We start from the raw sequence: 5,703 nt of genomic DNA on the forward strand, positions 1-5,703 counted from the left end.
GAGCTGGGCTATTTCGAGCAGGAAGTCGAGGGCGGCAATCGTCAGACACCGCTGGAAGCAGTCTGGAACGCCTTTCCAGCCCTGAATCAGGCAGAAGTCCGAGCAGCTCTGGCCAGATGTGGTCTGACTTCCAAGCACATCGAGAGCCAGATCCAAGTTCTGTCAGGTGGGGAGCAGGCCAAGGTCCGCCTTTGTCTTCTCATGAACCGAGAAAATAATGTTCTGGTTCTGGACGAGCCGACCAACCACTTGGATGTAGATGCCAAGGAAGAGCTCAAACGCGCTCTGAAAGAATACAAGGGCAGCATTCTCATGGTCTGCCATGAGCCTGATTTCTATGAAGGCTGGATGGATCAGATCTGGGATTTCAATCAACTAACTTAAAAAGCTATTAAGGCGGTTTTGCTTGTAGAGACTAGAGTATCTTCTCAGTCACTTGCTAGCAGCCGTTTTTAATAGCTTTACTTTTATGTTTTATAGTTGCAAATGCAACTGTGTTGTGTTATACTTCTTCTTGTTGGGAGTTTTGAATTTTCTGTAGGATATGATCCAACTGAAAGAGTTCAGATGAAGTCAGTTGATGCAGACTAGCCTGAATATATCTGTCCTCGTAGCCAATCAGCTTATCATATACTTTTAGTGCAGGAGTCAGTGGATAGAGCTCCTTGAATTTCTTGTTTTGAGCTTTGGTCTTCTTGACAATCAAGCCTCTTTCTTCCAGCTTTCTTAGAGACCGGCTCAGGGTAGTCTTGTCAATCTGAACCAGCTCTGCCAGCTGAGATTGATGGATGGCGGGATGTTCGACAATGCGAGTAAGAATGAGAAAGAGATTATTATCAAGCCCGTATTGGCTAGCTTCTTGGTTCATTCTCATCATGGCTTGACGGGAGATGAAACCCATTTGACGAAATAACTGACGGTAATCCATAAGAACTCCTTTGATAGTTGCATTTACAATGATTATATAATAAAGCAAGGACGGAAACAAGCATGTGGCATAAAAAATATTTGCAAGAATTGGATACACTAGAGTTTTACAAGATTCTAAAACTGCGGATCGATACCTTTGTCGTCGAGCAAGAGCGAATCTATCATGAATTGGATGAAAAAGACTTAAAAGCTGTTCACATTTTTCATGTTAATAAACAAGAGGAAGTAGATGCCTATGCCCGCTTGTTTGAGAAAGCTGAAAAAGTCGTTTTTGGACGGCTTGTGACAGCTCCGTCAGCTCGGGGAAAGGGTCTAGGGAATAGATTGGTAGAGGAAATCTTGATTTTTTGTGAGAAAAAATGGCCGGGAAAAATGATTGAAATTGAAGCTCAGGAGCAAGTCGTGGGGCTTTATGAAAAATTCGGCTTTGTAAGTCAAGGAGAGCCTTTTATCTTTGAGTCGACGCCTCATATCAAAATGATTTACAAAAAATGAAAAAATCCAGTTGATGAACCGCTCATAGTGACGGTGTATCAACTGGATTTTATTTTTTTAAAACATAGAGTATTCATCGGCTAACATGACAGTCTCTCTGCCGTTATTATCCACAACGTAGATCATGCGAGGGTAGAAGGGGTCAAATTTATAGGTGAAATCAAAGGAGATGAGTGTATCAAGATGGTCCTCAGAGAAGCGAAAAGTCAGCTTCCCTTGGTTATTGATCAACTCGAAGCGAATCAGATTATTCAAAGGGAAGACATCTTTAAGGAAGTTGTCGATAATGTACCAGAAAGTGTCAATCACATCATCTGGAAGGCTAGTGATAGCGCCAAAGCTGGCATAGCGACCACGAGTATTGGTAAAAGCCATGAGACTCACTCCTTTCTGGAAATTTTGCTGTGGAGGACCAGAAATTGGACCTCTAGTGCTTTACTAGCAGCATTGATGGTTCTATCATACAAGAAATAAGTAGGAATTGCAAGAAATTGCTTCCTTGCTAGACAAAGGATTTTTGGAAAAGAAAGCAAGAAAAAAGAGCTTGCGCTCTTTGACAACTTTATCGATTCTTTAGTTCAACATAACGTTTGTACCAAATTTTCACATAAGCATCGGAGAAGGGACCGCGTTCGTTGTTGATCCAGTCAACCAGAATCTTGACGTTTTCCTTGAGAATGAAATCCAAATCATCCGAATAGTTCATTTGCCTTTTATGACGCTCATACTCTTCCACATCAAGCAGCCGTTTTTCTCCGTCTGTGAAGACCTTGACATCTAAATCATAGTCGATGTACTTGAGGGCTTCATTGTCCAGATAGTAGGGGCTGGCAAGGTTGCAGTAGTATGAAGTGCCATTATCACGAATCATGGCAATGATATTAAACCAATATTTCTTATGAAAATAGACAATGGCAGGCTCTCGCGTTACCCAGCGCCGGCCATCACTTTCTGTTACCAGTGTGTGGTCATTAACGCCAATAATGGCATTTTCTGTTGTCTTTAGTACCATGGTATCTCGCCAAGTGCGGTGAAGATTCCCATCATGCTTATAACTTTGAATTGTAATAAAGTCGCCTTCTTTGGGAAGTTTCATAACCTACCAACTTTCTACAATTTTTAAGTTTATCCTCTTTATTGTAACATATTTTCATAAAAATGCCTAAGTTTTCATAGAAAATCTTAAAGATATTCTCTTAGAGCGCTGGCAATGTCCGAAAAATCATAGCCTTTGCGGGCCAGAGCTTGGGTCAGACGCTGTTTTAAGTCGTAGCCCTCGTACTTTTTGGAGTACTTGCGGTATTGCTTGTCTAGCTCTTTATAGAGCAGTTCTTGCTGAGTTTCCTGGTCTGCTTCGATTTCTAAATGCTGGAAGGCTTCTTTGGCCTGTCCATAGGAAAAACCTTTGTTTATCAGGGCTTGGAGAATTTTATCTTGCAAGGCCTTGCTGGGCAGTTTTCCTTGGTATTTCTTTAAAAGTTTCTCAGCAACTCGCTCAGCTGCTTCAGTGAAATCAAATCGTCTTAGCTCTTCTTCGATAATAGTGCTAGAAATCCTTTTTTGGCTGAGTTTTTGCTTGAGAACAAAAGCGCCCTTGTCACCAGTGAGAAGGTTGGATTGGATATAAGAATTGGCATATTTTCTGTCGTTGATCCAATTATCTTTTTTCAAAGCGTCCAAGACTTGGCTGACGATGTCTGGTTGGATGTCGTGCTGTATTAAGTAGTCCTTGACTTCCTTGGCAGTCCTTTGCTTGAAGGAGAGATGATAGAGGGCTAGATTTTTTCCATAGGAAAATTGGGCGTAAGTTTGAATCTCTTTCAACTCTTGCTCCGTGATTTCCATCCCTTTAGACAGCATGAAACGAACGATGGTGTCTTCTGTAACATAGAGCTTTTCACTGTCGTCCAACTCCAAGAGGTAGAGCCGTTTTTTCTTTTCGATTTTTGTGATTTTCATAAGAGATTTTGGTAAAATCCTTTCTTTTAGCCAAATGCTTCAAAGGCAGCAATCAAGCGCAGTTTGTCTGTATCAACATCCTTCCGGCCATAGTAGTCAAGAAAGAGCTCTGCGTATTTGGGGTCAGATAAATTATAAGTAAGAGACCAGATGGTCCAGTAAAGGTCAATGTGGCGATCACTGAGGCCAGCGAGGCCAACATCAATGAAGCAGGAAAAGCTTGCTGCGTCTTTCAGAATGAAATTAGGCAAGCAGGCATCTCCGTGAATCAAGGCGTCCGTCGTTAGTAGATGCCCCTGTTCTTGAATAAGCTGGTAGGCTTCCTCACGACTTTGGATATGAAATTGGGGCAGTAAAGCTTTTTGATAAAAGCAACCTTTCTGATAATTTTCCTCTGCCTGCTCTTTATAGTGTTGGAGGCGATGCTGGATTGGGAAATGCTGGGGTTGGAGGCTGTGAAGTCTTTTGAGTGCTGCAGCCATTGTTTGGCAAAGCTCTTCTGGCTGTTGAAGAAAGGCTAGGGCATCCTTGCCCTCGGCTTCTCTAGTCAGCAGGTAGTCATGATCTGCTGATAGGTAGTGAATGACAGGCACACCGAGTTCTTGCTTCTCAAACCATTTGGCAAGTGTGGCTTCTCGGGATAACTTGCCTTTTTGGTCGATTTTCAAATAATAGCCCGTATCAGCATAGAAAACACGGGCGCTTGAATGTGAGGAGCTGTCGTAAAAGTTGGCTCCCTCTAGATAAGTTCGGATTTGCTCAGGGAAATGTGCGAGTGGAAGAGATATTTTTTCTGCTTTCATACTTTTATTGTAACATATTCTCAACGAATCGACTCTAGCGTGGTATAATAGAGGCATGAATGTAAAAGTGAAACAAAGAATCCCTTTGAAAATTAAGAAAATGGGGATTAATGGTGAAGGGATTGGATTTTATAAGAAAACGCTGGTCTTTGTGCCCGGTGCTTTGAAAGGCGAGGAAGTCTACTGTCAGGTGACCAAGGTGCAGCGGAATTTTATTGAAGCCAAGCTCCTCACCATCAACAAACGGTCAAAATTTCGGGTGGAAGCCCCGTGTGAGATTTATGAAAGCTGCGGAGGCTGTCAAATCATGCATCTCCACTATGACAAGCAGTTGGAGTTTAAGGAAGATTTGCTGCGTCAGGCCTTGAAAAAATTTGCGCCAGCTGGCTACGAAAACTATGAAATTCGTCCAACCATTGGCATGCAGGAGCCACTTTATTACCGGGCTAAGCTGCAGTTTCAGACTCGAAAGTTTAAGGATGAGGTCAAGGCGGGGCTCTATGCCCAGAATTCCCACTATCTGGTCTCGCTGAAAAATTGTCTGGTTCAGGACAAGGTAACGCAGGCTATTGTCAATAAGGTAGCTCGGCTTTTAGGTAAATACAGGCTGCCCATCTATGATGAGAGGAAGACTGTTGGAGTACGTACCGTTATGATTCGTAGATCCAGAAAGACAGGTCAGGTGCAGATGATTTTTGTGACAGGGCGCAAGCTAGATTTTTCTCCAGTCGTCCGAGACCTAGTGGCTGAATTTCCAGAGTTGGAGACAGTGGCGGTCAATTATCATACGAGCAAGTCCAGTGAGATTTATGGGGATAAGACAGAGATTATCTGGGGCGAGGAAGCCATCCAAGAAGGTGTGCTGGACTATGAATTCTCCCTGTCGCCTCGGACTTTCTATCAGCTCAATCCTGAGCAGACAGAGGTGCTTTATGCGGAAGCAGTCAAGGCTTTGGATGTGACGGCTGAGGACCATTTGATTGACGCCTACTGCGGAGTTGGTACCATCGGCTTTGCCTTTGCTAAAAGGGTCAAGTCTCTGCGGGGCATGGACATCATTCCTGAGGCCATTGAAGATGCCAAGCGCAATGCGAAACGGATGGGCTTTGACAATACGCTCTACGAGGCTGGAACGGCAGAGGAGATTATTCCTCGTTGGTACGCTGAAGGTTATCGGGCGGATGCCTTGATTGTCGATCCGCCACGGACAGGTCTGGATGATAAGCTGCTGGAGACGATTGTTCGCTATGCACCTGAAAAGATGGTCTATGTTTCCTGCAATGTCTCAACCTTGGCTCGAGATTTGGTCAAGCTATGTCAGGTCTACGATGTCCACTACATCCAGTCGGTTGATATGTTTCCCCATACCGCTCGAACCGAAGCAGTGGTGAAATTGGTCAAAAAAGTCAAGTAGAAGAGTGATTTGTTGAAAAATAAGCCTAAATGAACAGCAAAAGAGGCTGGGACAAAAGTCCTAGCCTCTCAATTGTCTTTGGATTGTTGAGTAAGACGCAGT

At 43.5% G+C, this 5,703-nt stretch carries 8 protein-coding genes; 3 read left to right on the forward strand and 5 right to left on the reverse strand.

The annotated features are described in order from the left end of the window. Nucleotides 1-384: ATP-binding cassette domain-containing protein (locus A0765_RS08775; protein ID WP_142325659.1), on the forward strand; the 384-nt coding region annotated here is incomplete at its 5' end. Nucleotides 385-502: 118 nt separating this feature from the next. Here the strand turns inward: A0765_RS08775 and A0765_RS08780 are convergent. After that, nucleotides 503-928: a MarR family winged helix-turn-helix transcriptional regulator gene (locus tag A0765_RS08780; protein WP_062006111.1), complete on the reverse strand. Its 426-nt coding sequence runs from the start codon at nucleotides 926-928 to the stop codon at nucleotides 503-505. A 62-nt stretch (nucleotides 929-990) separates the two neighbouring features. Here A0765_RS08780 and A0765_RS08785 point away from each other — a divergent pair, with 62 nt between their 5' ends. Next, nucleotides 991-1,425, forward strand: a complete 435-nt coding sequence (locus A0765_RS08785; RefSeq protein ID WP_062006113.1) for a GNAT family N-acetyltransferase — start codon at nucleotides 991-993, stop codon at nucleotides 1,423-1,425. Between the two features lie 57 nt (nucleotides 1,426-1,482). Here the strand turns inward: A0765_RS08785 and A0765_RS08790 are convergent, their stop codons facing one another. From A0765_RS08790 to A0765_RS08810, 4 genes are all read right to left on the reverse strand, one after another. Continuing rightward, nucleotides 1,483-1,800, reverse strand: a complete 318-nt coding sequence (locus A0765_RS08790; RefSeq protein ID WP_062006115.1) for a DUF960 domain-containing protein — start codon at nucleotides 1,798-1,800, stop codon at nucleotides 1,483-1,485. A 187-nt stretch (nucleotides 1,801-1,987) separates the two neighbouring features. Continuing rightward, on the reverse strand, nucleotides 1,988-2,521 hold the full coding sequence (gene ntdP / locus A0765_RS08800; RefSeq protein ID WP_005590859.1) for a nucleoside tri-diphosphate phosphatase: 534 nt from the start codon (nucleotides 2,519-2,521) through the stop codon (nucleotides 1,988-1,990). An 86-nt stretch (nucleotides 2,522-2,607) separates the two neighbouring features. Continuing rightward, entirely contained in the window at nucleotides 2,608-3,384 is a 777-nt protein-coding gene (gene recX, locus A0765_RS08805) for a recombination regulator RecX (protein ID WP_062006117.1), read from the reverse strand. A gap of 26 nt (nucleotides 3,385-3,410) precedes the next feature. After that, nucleotides 3,411-4,187 (reverse strand): aminoglycoside 3'-phosphotransferase, encoded by a 777-nt coding sequence (locus tag A0765_RS08810; protein WP_062006118.1) that lies wholly within the window; start codon nucleotides 4,185-4,187, stop codon nucleotides 3,411-3,413. A gap of 55 nt (nucleotides 4,188-4,242) precedes the next feature. Between A0765_RS08810 and rlmD the strand changes: the two genes are divergently transcribed. Further along, nucleotides 4,243-5,601 carry a 23S rRNA (uracil(1939)-C(5))-methyltransferase RlmD gene (gene rlmD / locus A0765_RS08815; protein ID WP_062006121.1) on the forward strand — a complete coding sequence of 453 codons (1,359 nt, stop codon included), beginning with the start codon at nucleotides 4,243-4,245 and terminating at the stop codon, nucleotides 5,599-5,601. Nucleotides 5,602-5,703 lie beyond the last annotated feature (102 nt).

The organism is Streptococcus cristatus (genome assembly GCF_001588905.1).
GTDB lineage: Bacteria > Bacillota > Bacilli > Lactobacillales > Streptococcaceae > Streptococcus > Streptococcus cristatus_N.

Coding starts and splice junctions, on each gene's coding strand:
- A0765_RS08780 (WP_062006111.1), bottom strand. CDS start 928: ATGGATTACCGTCAGTTATTTCGTCAAATGGGTTTCATCTCCCGTCAA.
- A0765_RS08785 (WP_062006113.1), top strand. CDS start 991: ATGTGGCATAAAAAATATTTGCAAGAATTGGATACACTAGAGTTTTAC.
- A0765_RS08790 (WP_062006115.1), bottom strand. CDS start 1,800: ATGGCTTTTACCAATACTCGTGGTCGCTATGCCAGCTTTGGCGCTATC.
- ntdP (WP_005590859.1), bottom strand. CDS start 2,521: ATGAAACTTCCCAAAGAAGGCGACTTTATTACAATTCAAAGTTATAAG.
- recX (WP_062006117.1), bottom strand. CDS start 3,384: ATGAAAATCACAAAAATCGAAAAGAAAAAACGGCTCTACCTCTTGGAG.
- A0765_RS08810 (WP_062006118.1), bottom strand. CDS start 4,187: ATGAAAGCAGAAAAAATATCTCTTCCACTCGCACATTTCCCTGAGCAA.
- rlmD (WP_062006121.1), top strand. CDS start 4,243: ATGAATGTAAAAGTGAAACAAAGAATCCCTTTGAAAATTAAGAAAATG.